General features: G+C 34.4%; 18 protein-coding genes and 1 tRNA gene. 7 read left to right on the top strand and 12 right to left on the bottom strand.

Annotation, left to right across the window (positions count from 1 at the left end):
- Positions 1-26 precede the first annotated feature (26 nt).
- The 3 genes from AC1RPW_RS04320 to map form a co-directional block, all read right to left on the bottom strand.
- Positions 27-920, bottom strand: coding sequence for a YihY/virulence factor BrkB family protein (locus AC1RPW_RS04320; RefSeq protein ID WP_481761547.1), 894 nt, complete (start codon positions 918-920; stop codon positions 27-29).
- A gap of 101 nt (positions 921-1,021) precedes the next feature.
- A complete protein-coding gene (gene galU, locus AC1RPW_RS04315) occupies positions 1,022-1,891 on the bottom strand; it encodes a UTP--glucose-1-phosphate uridylyltransferase GalU (RefSeq protein ID WP_481761548.1) in 870 nt (289 codons plus the stop codon).
- Positions 1,892-2,043: 152 nt separating this feature from the next.
- Positions 2,044-2,826 (bottom strand): type I methionyl aminopeptidase, encoded by a 783-nt coding sequence (map, locus tag AC1RPW_RS04310; protein WP_409022111.1) that lies wholly within the window; start codon positions 2,824-2,826, stop codon positions 2,044-2,046.
- A gap of 151 nt (positions 2,827-2,977) precedes the next feature.
- Here map and AC1RPW_RS04305 point away from each other — a divergent pair, with 151 nt between their 5' ends.
- The 5 genes from AC1RPW_RS04305 to AC1RPW_RS04285 all read left to right on the top strand — a co-directional run bounded on the left by AC1RPW_RS04305 (position 2,978) and on the right by AC1RPW_RS04285 (position 9,530).
- On the top strand, positions 2,978-3,436 hold the full coding sequence (locus AC1RPW_RS04305; protein WP_481761549.1) for a flavodoxin: 459 nt from the start codon (positions 2,978-2,980) through the stop codon (positions 3,434-3,436).
- A gap of 2 nt (positions 3,437-3,438) precedes the next feature.
- Positions 3,439-3,852, top strand: coding sequence for a GtrA family protein (locus tag AC1RPW_RS04300; protein WP_481761550.1), 414 nt, complete (start codon positions 3,439-3,441; stop codon positions 3,850-3,852).
- Between the two features lie 40 nt (positions 3,853-3,892).
- Positions 3,893-4,855 (top strand): glycosyltransferase family 2 protein, encoded by a 963-nt coding sequence (locus AC1RPW_RS04295; protein ID WP_481761551.1) that lies wholly within the window; start codon positions 3,893-3,895, stop codon positions 4,853-4,855.
- 19 nt (positions 4,856-4,874) lie between these two features.
- Positions 4,875-7,715: a YfhO family protein gene (locus AC1RPW_RS04290; RefSeq protein WP_481761552.1), complete on the top strand. Its 2,841-nt coding sequence runs from the start codon at positions 4,875-4,877 to the stop codon at positions 7,713-7,715.
- Between the two features lie 63 nt (positions 7,716-7,778).
- Positions 7,779-9,530 (top strand): MFS transporter, encoded by a 1,752-nt coding sequence (locus tag AC1RPW_RS04285; RefSeq protein WP_481761553.1) that lies wholly within the window; start codon positions 7,779-7,781, stop codon positions 9,528-9,530.
- A gap of 123 nt (positions 9,531-9,653) precedes the next feature.
- Here the strand turns inward: AC1RPW_RS04285 and udk are convergent, their stop codons facing one another.
- Together udk and wecB are read right to left on the bottom strand one after the other, a co-directional pair.
- Positions 9,654-10,289: a uridine kinase gene (gene udk / locus AC1RPW_RS04280; protein WP_481761554.1), complete on the bottom strand. Its 636-nt coding sequence runs from the start codon at positions 10,287-10,289 to the stop codon at positions 9,654-9,656.
- A gap of 18 nt (positions 10,290-10,307) precedes the next feature.
- Positions 10,308-11,450 carry a non-hydrolyzing UDP-N-acetylglucosamine 2-epimerase gene (wecB, locus tag AC1RPW_RS04275; protein WP_481761555.1) on the bottom strand — a complete coding sequence of 381 codons (1,143 nt, stop codon included), beginning with the start codon at positions 11,448-11,450 and terminating at the stop codon, positions 10,308-10,310.
- A gap of 152 nt (positions 11,451-11,602) precedes the next feature.
- Between wecB and AC1RPW_RS04270 the strand changes: the two genes are divergently transcribed.
- Positions 11,603-12,838, top strand: a complete 1,236-nt coding sequence (locus AC1RPW_RS04270; RefSeq protein ID WP_481761556.1) for an aminopeptidase — start codon at positions 11,603-11,605, stop codon at positions 12,836-12,838.
- Between the two features lie 144 nt (positions 12,839-12,982).
- Here AC1RPW_RS04270 and AC1RPW_RS04265 read toward each other — a convergent pair whose 3' ends face one another.
- Entirely contained in the window at positions 12,983-14,722 is a 1,740-nt protein-coding gene (locus AC1RPW_RS04265; RefSeq protein ID WP_481761557.1) for a DUF6541 family protein, read from the bottom strand.
- A gap of 229 nt (positions 14,723-14,951) precedes the next feature.
- On the opposite strand from AC1RPW_RS04265, the gene AC1RPW_RS04260 reads away from it, so the two are divergent.
- A tRNA-Arg gene (locus tag AC1RPW_RS04260) sits at positions 14,952-15,025 on the top strand.
- Between the two features lie 101 nt (positions 15,026-15,126).
- On the opposite strand, the gene AC1RPW_RS04255 is transcribed toward AC1RPW_RS04260, so the two are convergent.
- From AC1RPW_RS04255 to AC1RPW_RS04230, 6 genes are all read right to left on the bottom strand, one after another.
- Positions 15,127-15,411, bottom strand: coding sequence for a hypothetical protein (locus AC1RPW_RS04255; protein ID WP_481761558.1), 285 nt, complete (start codon positions 15,409-15,411; stop codon positions 15,127-15,129).
- A 241-nt stretch (positions 15,412-15,652) separates the two neighbouring features.
- Entirely contained in the window at positions 15,653-17,083 is a 1,431-nt protein-coding gene (locus tag AC1RPW_RS04250; RefSeq protein ID WP_481761559.1) for a 6-phospho-beta-glucosidase, read from the bottom strand.
- A 1-nt stretch (position 17,084) separates the two neighbouring features.
- The gene (locus AC1RPW_RS04245) at positions 17,085-19,052 is read right to left on the bottom strand and encodes a beta-glucoside-specific PTS transporter subunit IIABC (RefSeq protein ID WP_481761560.1); all 1,968 of its coding nucleotides are present in this window, start codon (positions 19,050-19,052) and stop codon (positions 17,085-17,087) included.
- Positions 19,053-19,186: 134 nt separating this feature from the next.
- A complete protein-coding gene (locus AC1RPW_RS04240; RefSeq protein WP_481761561.1) occupies positions 19,187-20,032 on the bottom strand; it encodes a PRD domain-containing protein in 846 nt (281 codons plus the stop codon).
- Between the two features lie 152 nt (positions 20,033-20,184).
- Positions 20,185-21,624, bottom strand: a complete 1,440-nt coding sequence (locus tag AC1RPW_RS04235) for a glycoside hydrolase family 1 protein (RefSeq protein WP_481761562.1) — start codon at positions 21,622-21,624, stop codon at positions 20,185-20,187.
- Positions 21,625-21,638: 14 nt separating this feature from the next.
- Positions 21,639-22,796 carry a GNAT family N-acetyltransferase gene (locus tag AC1RPW_RS04230; protein ID WP_481761563.1) on the bottom strand — a complete coding sequence of 386 codons (1,158 nt, stop codon included), beginning with the start codon at positions 22,794-22,796 and terminating at the stop codon, positions 21,639-21,641.
- Positions 22,797-22,802 lie beyond the last annotated feature (6 nt).

Raw genomic sequence — 22,802 nt, 5'->3', positions numbered from 1 at the left:
TACCTCCCCTAACGATTTATAATATTTTATTTTTTCTTACTAAATCGACTTTTATATTGCTTAAATAAGCTATTTAGCTGAATAGATTGTGCTTCAACTTCACCATGTCGAACAATAGCAATCGATGCATTAAGAACAGCACCTAGCATGATTATCCATGCCCCAAAATCCAGCCAGAATAACATAATCATTACTGTTCCGATTGCACCATAACTACTAAAAGCGCCACCGAAATACTGCACGTATATCGAAAATACTTGGGTCAATAAAATCCACCCAATGGTTGTCAAAATTGCCCCTGGTAAAACTGCCCTGAACCTAAGTCTTGCACTAGGTAATATCCGATAAAGTAATAAAATAATAATAAAAATACCGATTAAGGCGACAGGCCATTTAACCGTGGTAATCACAGTTAAAAATTCTCCCGGCAAATGTAAAATGGGTGTCAACACCTCAACTACTATTTGACTGAACCCAAAGAACAAAATAATAGCACCTAAGGAGATAACTAACCCAATCGTTAACACAAACGATACAATTCGCCCAACAATTGGATTTTGCTTCGTTTCAACACTATAGGCATGGTTGAAACTTTTCTTCAATGCATTAATCCCCTTACTTGTCGTCCATAACGTTACGACAGCACCAATTGACAATAATCCACCATTTCCATTTTTCAGAAACGATTCAATAAACGGTGCTAAAATGCTATATATCGCGGATGGCATCACAACTTTTACATATTCTAAAATAACGGACACCTTTAAATGAAGCATTGGTATTAAATTACCAATAAAAATAATTGCTGGAAAAATCGATAATAACGTATAGTACGCAATAATAACCGAAGAATTACTAACATCGGCATTAATAAATTGTGTTTTAAATATTTTAATAAACTGAACGAACTTACTTTTCATACGATTCCTCCGCGAAATACATCTATATAAGAATAAATTGTATCACATTTAGACAAAAAAATAGATTGAGCATTTAAAATCAGCCCAATCTTCTAATTTTATTATAATTTTTTAGATAACTCTTTAATGTATTCTCTAAGTTCATCCTTAACTTCTGGATGTTTCAAACCAAAATCAATACTTGTTTTTAAATAACCGAATTTATTTCCAACATCATAACGATCACCTTTAAATTCATGCGCGAATACACGTTGCACTTTATTTAAACGATCAATAGCATCAGTCAATTGGACTTCATTACCTTCACCAGGTTCTTGTGTTTCTAACATCCCGAAGATTTCTGGTGTTAACAAGTAACGACCAATAATAGCTAAATCACTTGGTGCTTCATCAACAGCTGGTTTTTCAACAAATTTTTCAACATCATATAGCCCTTTTGACACTTCACTTTGTGGTGCAATAACCCCATATTTTGATACTTCTTTATGTGGGACTTCCATTACAGCCAATGTTGAAGCATGTGTTTCTTCATAGCGATCCATCAATTGTTTTGTTAATGGTACCTTATCTTGCATGATATCATCACCCAACATAACAACAAAGGGTTCATCACCAACAAAGTCTTTAGCCATTAAAACAGCATCCCCTAAACCTCTAGGATGTGACTGGCGAATAAAGAACAAATTAATATCAGTTGTTTGCTCAACCATTTTTAATTGTTCTAATTTACCTTTAGCTTTAAGATTAGCTTCCAATTCAGGTACTGAATCAAAATGATCTTCAATTGGGCGTTTCCCTTTACCCGTAACAATTAAAATATCTTCAATCCCTGCTGCTTTAGCTTCTTCAACAATGTACTGTATCGTTGGTTTATCCACGATAGGTAACATTTCTTTAGCCATTGCTTTTGTTGCTGGTAAAAATCTAGTTCCCAAACCTGCTGCAGGTATAATTGCTTTTCTAACTTTCATAATTAACTTCTCCTTTTTTTCTTTATACGATATACAAAATCCCATTAATTTATCTCAAACTCTACGAATATTACAATTCTATCATGAATCCGCTACATTATACAAAAAAACTGCTAAACAATTAAGTTAGCAGTTCATTGTAGCTATCTATTTTATAAATATTTCGCATCAAATTCTGGATCTTGAGAGGTTAAAATCTTAGGACCATCTTTTGTGATAACAATAACATGTTCATATTGACACGACAAACTACCGTCAGCAGTTCTTGTTGTCCAACCGTTAGGATCATCACTTTCTGATTCCCAACCGCCAATATTAATCATGGGTTCAATAGTAATTGTCATCCCTTCTTTAAGACGTAATCCTTTACCAGCTTGACCATAATGAGGTACGGAAGGACTTTCATGCATGGTAGGTCCAATGCCATGTCCAACGTATTCGCGAACATCACCATAGCCCATTTGGTCTTCAGTATAAGTTTGGATAGCATGACCAATATCACCAATACGGTTACCAATAACGGCTTGATCAATTCCTAAGTAAAGGGCTTTATGCGTTACTGCCATTAATTTATCAATTTCTGGTGTAGATTCACCAACAACATAACTCCAACAAGAATCGCTCATTGCGCCATGTAAACTAACAACTGTATCTACTTTAACTAAATCATTATCTTTTAAAATTAACCCTTTACGTGGGAAAGCATGACAAATTTCATCATTAATGCTGACACAAGTCGCATATTTATAGCCTTCAAAGCCAATTTGTTCAGCAACACCACCATGGCTTTCAATATACTTACGTGAGAAAGTTTCAATTTCCCAACTAGAAATACCTGGTTTTATAATATCTCGTAATCCCTTATGCATCCCTGCAATAATAGCACCTGAAGCACGCATTTCTTCAATTTCGCGTTCTGATTTTAATGTGATCATTTAATTTGTTTCCTCCTATAATAAATAATTCTTCTCAACTATTATACCGCAATTGTATAGAATTTGTTACGAGATACTCAATTCCTTTCACAATCGTTTTTTTATCTGATATACTTTAACTACTATTTTAATATGGAAGAAGGAATTTAGTTTGGTTTCAGCTAAAGTTATTTTTGCAACAATTACAGGTAATAATGAAGACATCGCTGACATTATTACCGAAGCATTTGAAAATTTAGGTGCAACAGTTGAGATGGAAGAAATCTCACAATCAGATGCATCTGATTTAACTAACTTCGATATCAGCGTTGTCGTTCCTTATACTTATGACGAAGGCTCACTTCCTGATGAAGGCATGGACTTTTATGAAGACTTACAGGAGCTTGATTTAACCGGTAAATTATTCGGTGTTGCCGGTTCTGGCGATACATTTTATGGTGAGTTTTTTGGAACTGCTGTTGATAAGTTTGGTTCAGCTTTCGAAGAAGCAGGCGCAACAAAGGGTTCAGCTAATCTAAAAATCGATTTAGCACCTGAAGAAGAAGATATCACTAAATTAGAAGCTTTTGCTAAAGAGCTATTTGATAAAGTAACTAGCAGTGAAAACTAGTCATGAATAAAATAAATGAATTATTTCATAAACATTATGCCCTAATTTCGTATTTAATTTTTGGTGGTCTAACAACCCTAATTAACATCGTTACTTTTGTTGTTTTCCAATCATACCTTAGTGTAAATTATCAATTTGCAAACGTAATTGCATGGTTTGTTTCGGTTGTTTTTGCATTCGTCACTAATAAGCTTTGGGTATTTGGCTCAAAGAACACTCATGTTTCAGGTTTAATACGTGAAGTTTTATCTTTCTTTGGCTTTAGACTTCTATCATTAGTCATTGATCAATTAATTATGACAATTGGTGTTTCTGTTTTACACTTAGATGCATCACTCGTTAAGTTATTTGATCAAATTTTCATCGTTTTAATTAATTATATTTTTAGTAAGTTATTTATTTTCAAAAAATCATAAAATAAAATTCAGTAAATTCATCCTAGGGGGCACTTTATTTATGACAACCAAAGTTCTTTCAATCGTTGTGCCATGTTACAACGAACAAGAATCTATTCCGCTTTTTTTTGATGCGGTTGAAAAGGAGTCTATCAATTTACCAGATATCCGATTAGAATATTGGTTTATTAATGATGGTTCATCTGATAACAGCCTCAAAGAAATGCGCCAATTACAAAAAGATCATCCAGCAACAGTCCATTATGCTTCATTTTCACGAAATTTTGGAAAAGAAGCTGCTTTATATTGTGGCTTACAAAAAGCGACTGGCGATTACGTAACTGTTATGGACGTTGATTTACAAGATCCAACCAGCTTTTTGCCTAAGATGTTAGCTATTTTAGAAGATCCAGAAAATGACTACGACTGTGTGGGGACACGTCGGACAACTCGTCAAGGTGAACCTGTGATTCGCTCTGCATTCGCTACTCTTTTCTACAAATTAATAAATCGCATCTCAGATACTGAGATTGTTAATGGTGCCCGCGATTATCGCTTAATGACCCGTCAAATGGTTGATGCTGTCTTATCAATGTCAGAATACAATCGTTTTTCAAAAGGTATCTTCAGTTGGGTTGGTTTTAATACGGAATACTTAGAATACACAAATCAAGAACGTGTTGCTGGTAAAACAAGTTGGAATTTCTGGGGCTTATTCAAATATTCATTAGACGGTATCATAGCCTTTTCAGAAGTACCTCTTTCAATTGCAACATTTGTTGGTTTCCTATCATTTGTTGGCTCTCTTTTTGCAATTATCTTTATTATTATTAGAGCGTTACTCTATGGTGATCCAACAGCTGGCTGGCCATCAACGATTTCAGTTATCTTAATGATGGGTGGCATTCAATTGTTTTGTATTGGGATTCTTGGTAAATACTTAGGTAAAATTTTCTTAGAAGTCAAAAACAGACCCGTCTATATTATTAAAGAATCAGACGTCTTCAGTTCAAAAAAGGATTAATTATAGGGGGATTCCAGCTATGCAGAAGTTTCGTTTCGATCTAAAAAAATCAAAAATGACCTATCTTTATTACATTATCATTTTTGCAATTTTAGCTGTTCTTATTTTTGGAACTTACAAACTAGCTGGATACTCTTTAATTCAAAGTCATGATCCTGCTGAACAGCATCTACCTGTATTAGAAAATTATCGTCAACTACTTGGTGAATTCATCAACCATCCCTTTCAACCACTCCAAATGTGGTCTTGGAAATTAGGGCTTGGCGCAGATCAATTTCAAACATTTGCTTATTACGTTATTGGAGACGTATTCGCCTATATTACGCTATTATTTCCCTCAAGTGCCGTTGTGACTATTTACCAGCTCACACTCATTTTGAGGTTATTTTGCGTGGGGCTATCATTTATCTTCTTTGCGAGACACTTTAAATTAACGAATAGCGCGATCTTAGGTGGGGCAATCATTTATACCTTCACTTCTTTTTCACTTTATTCATCCCTAATGCAACCTTTTTTCCTAACACCATTCATTCTTTTTCCACTTATAATTGTCGGAATAGAAAAAATTTTACAAGGGTTTAAACCACATTTCTTCATTTTTGCTTTTTCATGGATGTTTATCAGTAACTTTTACTTCGCCATAGTCTTAGGCATCGGTGCTTTTGTATATTTAGTACTACGTTTCATTTATTATTATCGAAAAAATCTCAGTTTCTTTAAAACAGCGGGCACTTTTTTAATCAGTACAGTCATCAGTTTACTGATTTCTGCCTTTATCATGCTACCGTCAATTCTTGCGGTCTTTAGTTCAACTCGGTCAGGTGGTCTATTCGCAAATGGTTTGACCTCTTTCCCCGCTTATTACTACATTAATTTACCTGCTCAATTACTTGCTGGCGGAGTATCTTCTTTCTGGGTTAAATTTGGCTTTAGTAGTTTAGCTGTTCTAGCATTATTCCATCTGTTTTACCATTGGAAACACTACCCACTAATGACAACGAGTCTTTCAATTGGGTTGATTATGTTACTATTCCCAATGTTTGGTGCGATGTTTAATGGTTTTCAAGCCCCTTCTAATCGTTGGATTCTATTATTATTTGTTCCCATTTCACTTGGAAGTGCCTTCTTCATTGATTCTCTCAAAAAAATAACGTTGCCTGAAATTAAATACCTCAGTATTTGTCTTGGTATCTATTTACTTTTAGTATCATTACCCTTTTATATTAATGGGACGACAGAAATTTTCATTCCTGTTATCTTTTTAATTTCTTTTTTTGTCGCAATCTTACTTTACCGTCAAAATAAAAATTCTGGTCGAATCATATTCGGTCTTATCCTAGTGAACTTGATCTTTACTGGGGTTTCTTTTGCATCACCTTTCACTAACTTTTATAGTAAGACTTTAATGCCCTCTGGTAGTTACCAGAAACTATCATCTAATCTATTTGATGGATTAGATAATTCTCTTCCTAAATCTAACTCATTTCGTGTTTCAACGATTAGCCAAAATTATAACTTTGGTTCTAACTACATGTTACGAAATAATTTAAATAATGATTTAAATTTAATTAACTCATACTACTCGATTCAAAATGGCGCAGTCGGAGTATTTTCAAACAGGTTACAAAATGCTCAATATAACAATAATATTCCGATTGAAAATTTTGATGATCGAACAATCGCTAATAACTTTTTTGGCGTTAAGTATCTCTTTACTCATTCAAATGAGCCAAATGAGTCAAAGATCCCCTATGGTTATACATTACTCAAAACTAAATCTGAAAATAAAAATAAACCTGAGAAAACCAATCTTTATGAAACTAAGAATAATTTTCCATTAATTTATTGGCAATCTGATGTCACTTCAAATCAAAAAACTGCTAAATTATCCGCTTCTGATCAAGAACGTCAATTAGCTAAAGCCGTTAGTATCGCGGATACATCCGGATTTAACCAGAAACAATCAACATTTGATACTGAAAACGTTGCCTATACAATTGTAAAAACAGTGAACGCCGGAGAACCTAACGAAACAAAAACACGTATTACCAATAATCACTATCGTAATAATCCTGTTTCAGATAGCTATCAGATTGACATTAAGAACGCAAAAAAATATCAAAATTCTGAATTGCATCTTTCATTAACTAACATTAAGCACCAATCACTGTCCTCTAAAGAACAAGTGAATATGGCTATTTTTAATAATACTACGAAACCAGATAACCAGTTATTAGATACGAATGGTCCCCGGTCAGCACAGAAATCGCTTAGGAAGCAACTGACGACAGGTTCTTCCAATACAGGCTATTCGATCGGGGTTAAATCTAATTTAACGACTAATACGATTGAGCAATTGGGTATTGAAAATCTTTCTTTCTTTAAAGTTTTATCTGATGCTACCCTAAATATGGGCTATCAAAAACAAATGCCCAAAAGTTTGGATTTACTTTTATCAAATTCAGGGACTTACTCATTCAACCTTAAAATTACTGCCGTTCCGCTTGGTCAAACTTACACAAATGATGTTAAAAAAATCCAGAAAAATAAATTAAATTCATTAAAATTTGCTACAAATAGAGTTAGTGGCAAAATAACAACAAATAAATTAGGTATCCTAACATCATCTATCCCTTACTCTACAGGTTGGACAGCGACTGATAATGGTCATAGCGTGCCCGTTATTAAAACAAATAGCGCTTTTATTGGCTTAAAATTAAAAAAAGGAACTCATCATATCATTTATAGTTATCAAACACCTGGCTTATCAACTGGTTTTCTTTTAAGTGTTTTTGGCCTCATTGTTTGGGGGAGTTATAGTTTAACACCTCTAATTTGGAGACGTTTAAGAAGACTTTAATTAGACATAAATGATATTATTATGACCTCATCTACTAAATAAATCTATTAGGGGTTTACTATCTTGTTAAATAAAGTCAGTTATCTTAAAAATCGTTTAATCGTATTTACAACCATCTTTTTGATTAGTTTATTTTTAGTTCTTCCACAAATAATCAACCACAGTCTAGTCTTAGGTGGTGACTCGCTTTTTCATTTCAATCGTATTTACGATACCTATATCCAATTTAAAACAGGTAACTTTAGTTATTTTCAAACTAACTATGGTTTTTTACAGAGTGGTCGCATTATTAACGCCTTATATGGACCAGGTTTTGCTTATCTGTTAGGTATCTTACTCTTAATTGTTCATAATTGGATTTTATTTCAAATCATAACCTCCTTTTTAATTTTCTTTATTAGTGGTTACTCAATGTATTTTCTATCTAGAGAGCTTCAATCCTCTAAGAAAATTTCATTATTGATTGCTAGTCTATTTATGGGGAGTTTTTACGTTACCCGTTGGTCAATTAACCAGAATTTTATGTCTTGGGGCGTTATGCTAATGCCCTTAATTGTCATCCTCGGGCTTAAAATGATTAAAAATAATGCTAAGGATTTAAAAGTACTACCATTAGCATTATTGATTTCAGCGCTTATTCAAATTCATGTCTTAAGTGCCTTAATGTCGGTTGGCGTCATCTTTATCTTCTTTGTTGTCGGTTTTTACAAGACAAATCAAAAATTACAGCTTTTATCAAAATGTTTCTTAGCGGCCCTTCTAACTATTGTTCTAACCTTTAATGTTTGGGGCGCTATGCTAGAAATTTTCACAAGAAATACGCTGTACTCGCCTTACACTCACTTAGATATGGCTAGTGCTACAATGCGTTTTTCAACAACTAGCTATAGCGCTTCATCTATAGGACTATTTATGAGCGTTATTTTCATTTTACAATTTGTTTTACTATTTTCTAGGTGGTCACAAGTATCACTTTCTAATAAGCTAATGACACTATTAGGAGCCTTATTTCTCCTGTTATCAACAAATCTTGTTCCTTGGACGACAATATCGAATCTAATACCACAGCTTCGAAGTTTTTTACAATTTCCTTACCGCTTTTATGGTTTTGCAACTGTCTTATTACTTGCTGGTTTTGGCAACTCTCTTTCTGAGCTACCTTCATTTAAGCCTAAAAAGTTTGGCGAGTTATTTTTAATCATTAGTAGTCTTTTTATTTTAGGTCAATCATATATTGATATTCAACAGCAAAATAAGCTCTGGAATTCCAATGATCCTCTTATTTATAAAGGGAGCGTTGTCGTTTCAAATCATCTAACGAGTGATCAAATTAGAACTAATTTTACTAGTTCTGATTTATCAAAAGGATTAAAGGTGGTTAAAAAAATAGCCCCAGATTATTTACCAAATAATCAAGAACAAAAGACAACATATAATAAAAAAGAATACAAGAAAGATATTGTTAGGAATCGTCCTAATATCACTAAGACTGTTACAAAAAATGGTGATTTAATCCTTAAATGGCATGCGACAAAAAAAGGTGAATCCATCGCACTTCCTATTGTCGTTTATAATAATTCAGAGCTCTCCTTAAATGGAAGTCAATTACACCGATTATCTCTATCTGCATTAGGTGTCCCTACTGTTAAGGCAACAAAAAAAGGGAGTAATCGTGTAGTGCTTAGATATCAATCGGAAATGATCACTACATGGCGTTTGTTTTTCGTCATTTTAACTTGGATTATTAGTATTTTATCGATGATAACACTCCATTTTATAAATAGAAAACTAGACAAAAATAGTGTTCATAAATGACAAGTCCACTCTAACTGTTGTTGGTAATAGCGTAAAAGCTATTACCAACAACAGTTTTTTCATACCAAAAAGTCCCCAAAAGTCATGAGACTTTTGGGGACTTTTTGGTATGAGATTTTTTAGCTAGTCTTGTTGTAAAATGTCACGGACTTTAGTTGACAATAAATCAATAGCAACTGTATTTGCGCCACCTTCTGGCACAATAATATCCGCATAGCGTTTCGTTGGTTCAATGAATTGATTATACATTGGTTTAACCGTTTTAACGTATTGATCAATAACTGATTGTAATGAGCGACCACGTTCCTTCATATCACGTGTGATACGGCGAATAATACGTAAATCATCATCTGTATCAACAAAAACTTTAATATCCATTAAACTTCTGAGCTTTTCGTCCCCTAGAATTAGAATTCCTTCAACAATGATAACATCTTGAGGTTCTGTTCTGATCGTCTCACTTGAACGAGTAAACTGTGTGTAATCATAAACAGGCATATCAATTGCTTCATTATCCAACAATTGTTCCAAATCACTAATCATCTGTTCGTTGTCAAACGCGAGTGGATGATCATAGTTCACTGCTTTACGTTCTTCCATACTCATTTCAGCTTGATCATTATAATAAGTATCTTGTTGTAAAATCATGATTGATTCGCCAGCTAATTGTGAATAAATAGCATTACTAACCGTCGTCTTACCGCTACCAGTACCACCTGTTACACCAATAATAATGGGACGTTTTGTTCTTTTGCTCATGCTTTAGAAATCCTCCATTTATTCGAAACGTTCAGGTTCTTGCTGACTATCTCCAAATCGATAAGCAACGGCATCTAATATTCGTTTAGCTGCTTGCCCATCTCCATAAGGATTTTTAGCATTTGCCATTCGTTCGTACTCTGTCTTATTAGTTATTAATGATAGCATGGTTTCTTTGACTTTCACAGGGTCAGTTCCAACTAACTTCAATGTACCCGCCTTCACGCCTTCCGGACGTTCTGTGTTATCACGTAAAACAAGAACTGGTTTTCCTAATGATGGCGCCTCTTCTTGAACACCACCTGAATCCGTCATAATAAAGTAACTTTTTGCAGCGATATTATGAAAATCAACCACATCAAGCGGTTCAATTAGATGAACGCGCTGTTCTCCACCTAAGACTTCTTCGGCTAAATCTTTAACAACTGGATTTAAATGAACCGGATAAACGACTTCAACATCTGGCTGATCTTTAACGACAGATTTAATCACTTCGAAAACACGACGCATAGGTGCACCTTGGTTTTCACGACGATGCATCGTGAGTAAAATCATTTTATTCGCAGGATTTACTTCTGATAGAACATCATGGTCATACTCTTTTTGAACTGTTTGTTTTAAAGCATCGATGGCTGTGTTACCTGTTACAAAAATATTTTCTTTTGGATGATTTTCTAATAACAGATTAGTTTCGCTTTGCGAAGTTGGGGCAAAGTACATATCTGCCAGTACATCTGTTAGTTGACGGTTCATTTCTTCTGGAAACGGTGAATACTTATCCCAAGTCCGTAATCCCGCTTCAACGTGTCCAATTGCCACTTGATTATAAAAAGCTGAAATACTAGCGGCGAATGTTGTTGTTGTATCACCATGAACTAAAATAATATCAGGCTGCTCTACTTTAATAACATCATCTAATTTTTGTAAAACATTTCGAGTTGTATCACTTAATGTCTGGTTAGCGTGCATCACATTCAAATCATAATCTGGCGTTATTTTAAATATCTCTAAGACTTGGTCCAACATTTGGCGATGTTGTGCTGTTACGACAGTTACTGTTTCAAACTCCGTCGTACGTTCTTTTAACTCTAAGACAACAGGTGCCATTTTTATTGCTTCTGGACGCGTCCCAAAAACAGTCATCACTTTTACTTTTTTCATAATTGGCCTCCTCAATGATTATATTAGTTACTATTATACCAAAGAAAAGACAAAATTCTGATTTTGTTAACAAAAATTTAATAGCCTAATTATTAATCATTTTCTCATTAATATGTTATCATTATTTCATAAATAAATTTGGAGGTCTTTCTATGTCAAAAATAAATTTTGAAGATCAACTTAAAAAATATGCTGAATTAATCGTCAAAGTCGGTGTTAACGTCTCAAAAGGCCAAACAATCGTCCTACAAATTTCCGTAACCCAACAAAAATTAGCTCATTTAATCGTCAATGAAGCTTATGCTGCTGGCGCAAGTGAAGTTATCGTTAAATGGGCAGATAGTCATGTCTCGAAATCATTCCTTGAATTTGCTCCACTAGACCGTTTAGTCGACGTTCCTGGTTATGCAACCTCAGAAGTTGAAGATTGGGTTGCTAAAAAAGCATCTCGCATCTCAGTCATGTCAGATGATCCTGATGCCTTTGCTGGTATCCCTTCTGAAAAGATTGCCTCACGCCAAAAAGCTATGGGTCAAGCTCTACGTCCATTACGTAAAGCAACTCAAAATAATGACGTTAGTTGGACTGTAGTCGCTGCCGCAGATACTGCTTGGGCTGAACTCGTTTTTCCTGAATTAAAAGGCGAACTTGCTGTTTCACGACTTTGGGAAGAAATTTTTAAAACAACACGTATTGATCATGAAGATCCAATTGAAGCATGGCATCAACATGATTTAACATTGCGCACAAAAGCTGAAGAATTAAATAAAGAACAATTTTCTGCTTTACATTATGTTGCCCCAGGGACAGATATCGTCATCGGTCTCCCTAAAAATCATTTGTGGGAAGGCGCCGGTTCATTTGATGCACAAGGTCATGAATTCATGGCTAACATGCCTACCGAAGAAGTTTTCACCGCACCTGATTCTAGACGTATTGATGGTTACATTTCTTCAACAAAACCATTAAGCTACGCAGGAACTACTTTGAGTGGTATGAAATTTACTTTTGAAGCAGGTAAGGTTGTTAAAGCAACTGCTGAACAAGGTGAAGAAGTTTTACAGCACTTACTAGAGACTGATGATGGCGCAAAATCATTGGGTGAAGTTGCTTTAGTTCCAGACCCTTCTCCAATTTCACAATCAGGAATAACGTTCTTTAATACATTATTCGATGAAAATGCCAGTGACCATTTAGCGCTTGGCTCCGCTTATCCCTTCTCTATTAAGGATGGTACTAAAATGAACGATACTGAATTAGCCGCTGCTGGTTTAAATTTAAGCCAAACGCACGTTGACTTCATGGTCGGCTCATCTGACATGTCAATTGATGGGCTTCGTGAGGATGGCAGTACAGTACCCGTTTTCCGTAATGGGGATTGGGCATAAATGATCACATAAAAAGGTATAAACTAGCATTTCTGTTAGTTTATACCTTTTTCACTACTACTTATTTTATTGATTAGGTTTTTGTAACCCAAATTCAGAAAGTATATCTTAATATAGTATATTAAAATCATATGTTTGTTTATATTAAATGTCATTTTTATAATCCCTATAAGTAAAGGTAATAAAAGCTAAGCTACTAATCACCCACGCTGCAATAACCATCATTAGTCGAGGTTTAGTAATGATTTTTGAATGATAACTAAGCGTTACTCTATTGATACCTTTTTTTGTTGCTTTAATCGTTGGACTACCTATATTTGATAAGGTAATCTTTTTTATATTAAGCTTAGTTCCATTTAGTGTAACTTTTGAATTGTTATAAACAATAATAGGTAAGGACATTGTTTCTCCTATTTTTGTTGCAGTCCATCTAAGCGATAAATCACCCTTATCTGTCACTCTTTTTATAATATTTGACTTATTCATTATAATTTCATTTTTATATTCATTGTAAGGATCCTTGCTTAATTCTTGATTATTAGGTAAATAATCTGGAGTTGATTTTTGTGCTACCTCTAACCCTTTTTTTAAATCACGATTAGTAAAAGCATTTCTTATTTGGACAGTACTTAAAGAATCTGGGGTTGTAACATGTCCTTTAGCTATAATTGACTCATTTGAATTCCAAATTTCATTTTTAGTCTGAATATCACTATACGATTGCCCTAAAATAAAAATACTTCCGACAATTAAAAACAATGAACAATTTTTCTTTGCATTCGGCGAAGGTAACGTAGAAATTGTAGCACTGAACCCCGCTACTAATAGAATCGTAGTAAAACTATCAAATCGATAAGGAAACTGTAAAAAACTTTGTAACTGTGGAATTAATATAGATATCCTAGTCCACGGAAATAAATTTGTAGTTAGAGCAAGAAAAATAGCTCCTATTATAGTAACAATCTTATTAGCTAGAGATAATTCTTTTCTTTTTGAAAACAACCAAACAATTTGTAACACAAAAATGATACTCATAACCAATCCAAACTGTGTACCACTATAGTTACCAGTTGAAAGGTTCATGGTTGAACCAGACATGTTTGAATTGGCAAATGGTGAATATATTTTATTATTTGAGAAAACATCCAACATAGCTCCCCAAACATTAAAGGTCAGAACTAACGCCAGTAAACTGGCTAGAAAACATTTTAATAAAAGTTGTAATTTCTGGTTAGTTTGAATAAAGCCAATGAAAAAGAATACAACTAAAACGCCAATTGACATTAAGGCGCTTAAGACGTGAATTTGGATTAGCACTGAAACTGCTAATGCTAAAGGTAGTACTTTTAAATCCTTAGCATTATTTTTAATCATTTTAAGCCCAAGAATGACAATCAAAGGCATCAACATAACGCCCCATATCATAAAATTCTGATAGATTGACCATCGAGTGATATAGAAACTACCCATAAAAAGACTAGCAGCTAAGACTGAATTTTTTTTAGTCGCTTTCAATTCTCTAGATAGAAAATACATTGAAAATCCACTAATAAAGAAAATTATGAATGACGTGACAATTTCAAATTTAATCCAACTATGCACGATACCTAGTAATCCACCTAAAAGGTAAGTAAACCCTGGTCCATATAAGGCATTAACAATTCGACCACTTTGTTGAAAACCGTAATTAGATTGAAAATAATTAAAGTTACCTGTTTTAAGCTGCATATAATCATCATAGATACGGTTAAAATGGAATAGAGAATCAGCACCAACTACTAAACTATTATTAAGTATCTGCGGAACTGTCAGAAAAAAACTTAATATAAAAATAACGCAAAATACCGTTCCATATTTTTTTAAAGATTCAAACTTATTTATCAAGCTATTTACTCCCAAATAAAATTATTTAATGGTTTAATTATAACAATAGAAAATTGTGCTGTCACTCAAGAAATATAATATTGCTAGAACTAAAAGATCAATATCTATGAAACTACTGACACCTTAGCCATGTTGTAAATGAAAATTATGACTATGAATTTAAAAATCTACAATAGTAATAATTGACTTATTTATTTTTGCCATTTACAATGAAGTAATCAGCCTTTTTGTCTCTGTAGCTCAGCTGGATAGAGCAACCGCCTCCTAAGCGGTAGGTCATCAGTTCGACTCTGATCAGGGACATCTTAAATAAATTTTCCGCCTTATAGGTTACAAGACTTCGGTATACTGCCGAGCTTTTGTAACCTATTTTTTATATATTTAACTTGTAAGTGCTATTTATTTTATCCTTGAAATTGTAGCAGTAGAAGAATTACTATTATATAAATTGTATTAATGAATGCAATTAATATAAATAACAACATACCACATAGACGATAACCAATATTTTTCTGAAAAAAGGGTAGTCTTTCAATATAAGTTCCAATGCCAATCATACCCGTCCCCACTAACCACATGCCAATCGTTAAATTCACAACTATTAACCATGGTTCAATTAAACACAACACGATACTAACAATTCCTACCCATTTCATTTCATTATTTACAGGTTTAAACCTTTTTCTCATCGGAAAGACCTTCTTCCACGTTATATATATTTGTTTAACAATTTTTTTAAGGTCTAAAACACATCATTTTATCCAATCTTTTCTAAACTATCTTTAAGATTTCGATAATTGTACACCTAATATTATTTTTCCACTAAGCAATAAGACTTTCGCAAATAAAAAAATACTGTTTAAGCAAACAATCATTGCTTAAACAGTATTTTAAATCGCATCGAAATTTTATATCTTCAATTTTTCCAGTTTATAATTCGACACCATTTGTTTTAATAACATTTTGATACCAATAGAACGAATCTTTTTTCAATCGATTTAGCGTCCCGTTACCTTCGTTATCTCGATCTACGTAAATGTAACCATAGCGTTTCGCCATTTCGCCTGAGCCTGCGCTAATTAAATCGATACAGCCCCATGATGTGTAACCTAGACAAGAAACCCCGTCTGCAATCGCCTCACCCATTGCTTCAATATTTTCACTTAGATAAGAAATGCGATAATCATCATGAATTTTATTGCCTTCTTCCACAACATCTTTTGCACCTAATCCATTTTCAACAACAAATAATGGTTTCTGATAACGATCATAAATTTGATTCATCGTTGTTCTCAAACCAAGGCCATCTGTTTGCCAGCCCCATTCGCTTGTCTTTAAGTAAGGATTTTTTAAGCTATCAAAGACATTTGCTGCTGTTTTATCAGTCATCTCAGGATCAGCGCTTGCTAATCTTGATGAATAATAGCTAAATGAAATGAAATCAACTGTATTTTCTAATAAATCTTTTTCGTCGGTATCTGCCATTTTAATTTCTATACCCATATCTTTAAATAATCTTGCCGAATAACTTGGGTAGTAGCCACGTGACTGAACATCAATAAAGAAGTATCCTTCCCGATCCTTTGTCATTGCTTCAAATACATCTTTTGGATTAGGTGTATTGGGATAGGTAACCCCAGCCGCTAACATACACCCTATCTTAAAATCAGGATTAATTTCGTGTGCTAATTTTGTCGCAAGCGCAGAGGCAACTAATTGATGATGTGCCGCTTGATATTTGATTTGGTCAGGATTATCAATCCCTTCCAAATCTAATCCACCGCCCAATAACGGAATGTGTAAAATCATATTAATTTCGTTAAATGTTAACCAATACTTAACCTTATCCTTATAACGCATAAATAAGACGCGTGAAAAGTTTAAGTAATTATCAATCATTCGACGGTCAGCCCAACCATTCATTTTTTTCAACATCCCTAACGGCGTATCGAAATGGTTAATTGTTACTAACGGTTCCATCCCTAATTCGTTACAAAGATCGATAACTTTATCATAGAATTCTAGCCCTTTTTCGTTTGGTTCTTTTTCATCACCTTGTGGAAATATCCGTGGCCAACTAATTGACATTCTGAAGGTTTTGAAACCCATTTCTGCCATTAATCGTAAATCTTCTTCATAATGATGATAAAAATCAACAGATTCATGACTAGGATAAAAATCTTCTTTCATCTGCATCGCTTCTTTTACATTAAATAAATAATCCCAGCGACCATGGTGTGCGTCTGGTAATATATCTACTAATGACAGGCCCTTACCATCAACATCATAGGCCCCTTCAAATTGATTAGCGGCCGTTGCGCCACCCCATAAAAAGTTATCTGGAAAATTTGATTTTGTCATCTTATTGACCTCCTGAATTAATTTCTAAATCTAATAAATCAGTACCAACAATTATTTCTGACTGGTCTTTAGCAAGTGGTTTAATTTTTTTATATTTTGGTGTGTTCGTCACGATAATTGGCGTAATAATTTCATATCCTGCCTGTTTAATACCTTCAATATCGAATTTAAGTAATAAATCGCCTTTTTTTACGACGGTATCAATTTCTGTTTGAATTTCAAAATACTTACCTTCTAATTCAACTGTATCCATTCCGATATGCATTAAAATTTCGGCGCCATCGTCTGTCACCATACCAACTGCGTGTCCTGTTGGAAAAACTAATGTTATTTTACCATCAGCAGGTGCGTATAATTGACCAACTTCAGGTAGAATTGCGATACCGTCACCCATAATACCAGAACTAAAGACAGGGTCTTTAACCTCTGATAAAGGTAATACTTCGCCTTTAAGTGGGCTACCAAGGATTTCTCCACTCATTTCTACTTCTACAGGTACTACTGACGTTGTTACTTTTGTTTCAGCAACAGCAACGGGTACTTCTTGATCTTCCTTTGTTAAACCGAACATAAGTGTTAAGACATATGCCAATACGAATGAAACAACGATTGCTATCAGCACAGCGTAGAATGACATATCAATTCCTGTCTTAGGATTCAAGTAACTTGGAATAGAGAAAATGCCTAATCCACCAACCATGTATCCTTTTGTCCCAAATACACCAAGAACCATGCCACCAATAGCGGCTGAAATACATGTAATAATAAATGGTTTTTTACGAGGTAACGTAATTCCGTAAATAGCGGGTTCCGTAACACCAAAGATTCCTGAAATAAATGAAGAATAGCCAAGACCTTTTAGTTTTTTATTTTTTGTTTTAATTGTAATTGCCAATACTGACCCAATTTGAGCGAACGTTGTCCCTAGCATAAGTGCTAAAATTGGATCTGAGCCTGTTGTTGAAATGTTAAGTAAGGCAAGTGGAACAAGTCCCCAATGTAACCCGAAGATAACAAGTACTTGCCATAAGCCACCAAGAACTGCGCCAGCGGCAATTGGACTAAATGTGTATACAGCTGTAAATCCGGTTGCCACAATATCACTAGCCCAAGTTGTTATGGGACCTATAAAGATAAATGTAATAGGCACAACAACAAGTGCTGTTAACATTGGCACTAAGAATGTTCGTACAACTTCTGGTATCACTTTTTTGAAGAATGGTTCCACTTTTGATGCAAACCAAATTGATACAATAATAGGTACAACTGATGATGCGTAACTCATCATGATTACTGGAATCCCCAAGAATGTCATATAGATTGGTGATTCAAAAATTGTTCCTGCAAATAAAGTGTACAGCACTTTTCCACCTGAAGCGGCTAGTGTTGCTGGCAATTGTGCCACAATAGTTGGGTAAACTAAGGATGCACCAATAACCATTGCCAACAATGGATTAACGTGGAATTTTTTACTAGCACTGTAAGCTAAGATAATCGGGAAGAAATAAAAGAAAGAATCTCCTAATGCATTTAAAATAATATACGTTCCAGATGTCGGTGCCACCCAGCTAAATGCGACTAGTAATGAAACTATTCCTTTGATCATCCCTGTTGCAGCTAAAACACCTAGAGCTGGTGCAAAGATACCTGAAATCATATCAATAAAGGCATCAAGCGGTTTCATTTTTTCGCCATCATTATCTGGCACAATGCCATCACCATCAAGTCCGCTACCTTTAACTAATGCATCATAAACTTCCGGAACTTGATTTCCAACAACCACTTGGTACTGGCCGCCACTTTTAACAACGGTCACTACGCCGTCCATATTTTTCAACATATCGGTATTGGCCTTAGATTCATCTTTTAATTTAAATCTTAGTCGGGTTGTACAATGGACTACGCTATTAACGTTAGCTTCGCCACCTACATTTTTTAAAATATCTTTAGCTAATTTTTCGTAACTCATCACAATCACTCCTTTATATTTTTTATAAATTAAAACCCAGTTATCCATTTCAACTCAAAAAATACGAGTTTGCATGGATAACTGGGTTTATGCTTGCTTATAAATGGCAATAACACACCTAATTATCAATTTATTTAATTTTCTGTTTGCCGATGGGTTACTCGCCAGATATGTAAAACTAGATAAACTTGTTCGTCTGCTTGTAAATCCCAATCGGCCCGTTCTCGAATATACTGCACGATTTTTTCCACTGTTTCGTACACTTGTGGATACCGACTAATCATCATGGCGAGCAACTCAGGGTCAAGTTCTGCACGATCAATCTCAGTATTATGAAAATGCCTAATGAATAAATAGCGTAAATGTGAGACAAATCGACTATAATTAAATGATTTTTCGTCGAGAATAATACCAGTATCTAATTGAATAATATTAACAATTCCCGAAATGAGTTCTGTCAGCTTCATCGATTCTTGAACAGCATGTCCGCCTTCTTTGACGTTAATCAAATGATAGGTTAATAAAATCAATTCATTATTTTGAACCGTAATGTCAAATTTTGATTCGATTTCTTTAATACCAACCTTTGCAGCTTGGAATTCACTTGGAAATAATTTTTTCATTTCCCAATGAACAGATCGGTCATTTAAAAACATTTCTTCACGATTTTTTTGTAATGAATATTGAAAATGGTCCACTAAAATCAAAAATTGAACATCATCAAATGTCACATCAATTAATGGCTCTACTACTCCAACAAAAGTTGTCGTAACTTCCAAAGTTTCTGCATCAAATCCTGAAATTAATTTCATTGTATCTGAATCTTCTTCAGCTTTAAACCGTCGGTCAATCTGGTCCTTATCGATATTATCTCCAGCATGATAACCGAATCCAATACCGTTACCAATGACCACCCACTCAACATTGTCGGATGATTCAACTAAAGCTGCATTATTATTAAAATTTTTTACGAACTTCACATCAAACCGACCCCTTCCCATAAAAAATGACCTACAAATACAGATATTTTCATATCTACATCAATAGGTCATGCCTGATCGAATCAGTAACACTCATTTCATATTTATTGTATCATTTATTGTAAGCGTTATCAATAGCTATTTAAATTACTTTATAACTTACTACCATTTTCTTTAATGACCTTTTGATACCAATAGAATGAATCTTTCTTATATCGTTTTAATTCTTTCGCACTTTCTTCATCACGATCAATATAAACAAAGCCATAGCGCTTTTGATAGCCATTTGACCAGCTCAATAAATCAGTGAAACTCCAAGTTGTATACCCAATGACTTTTACACCGTCTGAAATGGCTTCTTGAATGGCTTTAATATGTTCATTGATAAAGTAAATTCGGTAATCATCATGAATTGTATTGCCTTCTTCTAATTTATCATAAGCACCAAGACCGTTTTCAGTAATAAGAACAGGTAAGTCGTAACGACTATCAATTCTTCTCAGAGCAATTCTTAGCCCTTCAGGATCAATATTCCAATCCCAATCAGTTTGTTTTAAAAATTCATTATTAGTAGTCTTAAACATGCCTGGAACGCCACTTTCGGAGCTAGTCCCCTTTTTACCTGTATTATTTTCAGCAGCAAGTCCAACACCACCAACTAACGGATTAGCCGCAATTGTTTGGGTTTGATAATAATTTAAACCCATAAAATCTGGTTTTCCAGCAATTAAAAGAGCTTGATCTGCTTCTGTAACAGTAGGTGCAGTTCCACGTTCAGTTAACCATTTATAAATCATTTTTGGATAACGTCCATAAACATAAATATCCATCCAAAAATGAGCAGCATAATCTTCATAGTTAGTAGCCGCAACTTGGTTTTTAGGATCTCCATTAACTGCATAACCCGGGCTATAGGCAAAGCTAGGCCCAATTTCACCTTGATAATGACCTTCATGAAATGCCTTAATTGCTGAAGCATTTGCTAAATTAGCAATGTGATTTGCAGCATACATTCTTTTTTCATCATTTACTGCAGGCGGATGACTCTCCATTTGATAGCCATGAGAAATAAATACGTTTTGTTCATTTAATGATACCCAATATTTAACACGATCACTGAATGCATCAAAACAAGTTTTCGCATAATCCGTAAAATCAGTAATAATTTCACGAGATTCCCAACCAGCATATTCATCTTGTAATGCTTGTGGTAAATCCCAATGATAAAGTGTCACAACAGGTTCAATATTATTCGCAATTAACTCATCGATTAATCGATTATAAAAATCTATCCCCTTTTGATTAACTTTACCTTTTCCTTCTGGATAAATACGTGTCCAAGCAATTGAAAAACGGTAAGCTTTCAATCCTTGCTCCTTCATTAAGGCGACATCTTCTTTAAAACGGTGATAATGATCGACGGCTACATCACCATTTGTACCCTTAAATGTTTTCCCAGGAATTCTTACAAATTTATCCCAAACTGATAATCCTTTACCATCTTCTTGATACGCACCTTCAATTTGGTAAGCAGCTGAGGAAGCCCCCCATAAAAAATCAGTTGGAAATTGACTCATTTTTTCATATTCCATTATCTATTCTCTCCTTAAAAATAATCACTTAATATCGGTTGTTCTTTAATTAATGCGCCATCGAATAACGTCACGTCGCCTGATACAAATCCATATTGTTTTAATTGTTTAAATGTTCGATACCCCATCATACTTCGTGTTAAATTTTGAATATCCGTTGTAAACGTAGTTGCTGAATTTTCAGTCTTTTCAACTTTTGTTTGTCCGTCTATTCGGCTAATTTGCCAATAGCCTTCATTAGCCTGAATAGTCGAATCTTGAACTTGAATCACAATTTGTGGAAAATCTTGCTGGTAAGGGTATCTGCTGAGAAAGTCTTCAACATTTACAATTCTTGCCATCATGTAAGGTTGCGTTGTCACTTCAACTTGAGGATTTGCCAGTACATCTGGAAATGGCTGTCCAATTGGACTCTCATAACTAAACCATTCGTATGCTGATTGATGCTTAAGCACAAAATTTTGTAATTGGAGCCAACTCTCACTTGTTTGATATATCCATTCAACGATTTTAAATTCATCAGTTTCTCTTTGATAAACAAGATAGCCTTCTGACTCATTTTTTTCATTATAATAGACCGCTACTTCCCAGTTAGGGTGTTTCTCCGCCGAATAAGTTAACCACCAATCTGGCCGTTCAATACCACCTTGTTGAGAGAGCTGATTCTGTTGGTATAATTTATTTAATTCCTCTTTTACATCCAAATAACGGTGACGTTCAACGTGACCTATGGCCTTAACTTTTAATCGTGGTAAATCCTTCGTATTCATCCGATATATCGTTTGATCAAATGTTGCTTCGTAACCGAATTTACGATAGAACGGATACGAAAATGGCGCTAAATACGATAATGTCGTTCCATTATCATACATCTCATCCAGAGCTAAATTCATTAATTGTCCAATACTACCCTGACCAGCAAATTCTGGATAACTTGCAACATAGCCAATACCACCCATTTTAAATTGAGTCCCGTGAAAATGAGTCGTAAATGGTGTATTAATCACACCGCTGACAACTTTCCCAGATTCAACTGAGCCCCAATCTGATGAATGCTCATAAAGTTTGCGAAAAAAGCTCTTTCTCTGTGCTGATACTTTTTTATTAAAGGCATAAATTGATAAATCAAAGTAACTTCCAAAATGAGTTTCATCTAACTTCATATTTGTCATGGATCT

The organism is Dellaglioa sp. CoH-55-MRSF-8, from assembly GCF_056782195.1.
This window is presented reverse-complemented; position numbering and strand designations above follow the sequence as displayed.